Here is a 739-nt window from a genome sequence, read left to right as displayed (position 1 = left end):
GCTCTGGTATCGCTGTCATTGCTCAATGAGAAACTCCCCGCTCCCAAGAGACCCGAGTAGGGCTCGGTTGACGCGCCAGCCACACACTCGTTCCACGCTCGACGGGCTTCGTGGGATGCTTTGTTCGACATTCTGGCAATGTAGCGTGAGAGAAGGGCGGACGGGCAGTGGAAATTGGCGACCTACCCGGGTTTACGGTTGAGGGCGGACCCGACGCCCCGAACCCCCGGCCCTATCGGGACGCCCTCATAGCCGAGTGGAACCGGCTGGTCAACTCAGAAGACATTCAACTTGAGAAGATTGCTCAGAAGTTTCTCGAGCGGCACCYTTCACTGATTCCCGGTTCCCACGGTGCTCATATGAAGTACGGCAAGTGGCCGTGGCCGGGGGCGGTGATCAGCCAACCACGACTGCCCGGTATCGCCGAGCGTAAACCTGACTTCTTATGGATTGCGAGTAACACCACGCACCTCTTACCGGTCCTGATCGAGATCGAGCGCCCCGATAAGCGTTGGTTCAAGAGAAAGACTCTCAAACCGCATTCCGACTTCAAGGACGCGAACCAACAGATCCACGAGTGGCGGAAGTGGTTTCAGGATCCCCTTAATCACCTCAATTTCGTCCGGGACTATAAGCTGCCCGACGATATTTCTCGTCTGCGGGTGGAGGTCCAGTACATCTTGATTCATGGTCGCCACGAGGAGTTCGGAGACGATATCGAGCGACTACAGGATCGGGC

At 57.3% G+C, this 739-nt stretch carries 1 protein-coding gene; it reads left to right on the top strand.

Going from position 1 to position 739, the window contains the following annotated elements:
* Positions 1–167: 167 nt before the first annotated feature.
* Positions 168–739: Shedu anti-phage system protein SduA domain-containing protein (locus AC1DWT_RS51670; RefSeq protein WP_477926330.1), on the top strand; the 572-nt coding region annotated here is incomplete at its 3' end.

This window comes from Rhodococcus sp. P4_B6 (genome assembly GCF_056402215.1).
The sequence above is the reverse complement of the archived record's forward strand: the minus strand, read 5'-3'. Positions and strand labels throughout refer to the sequence as shown.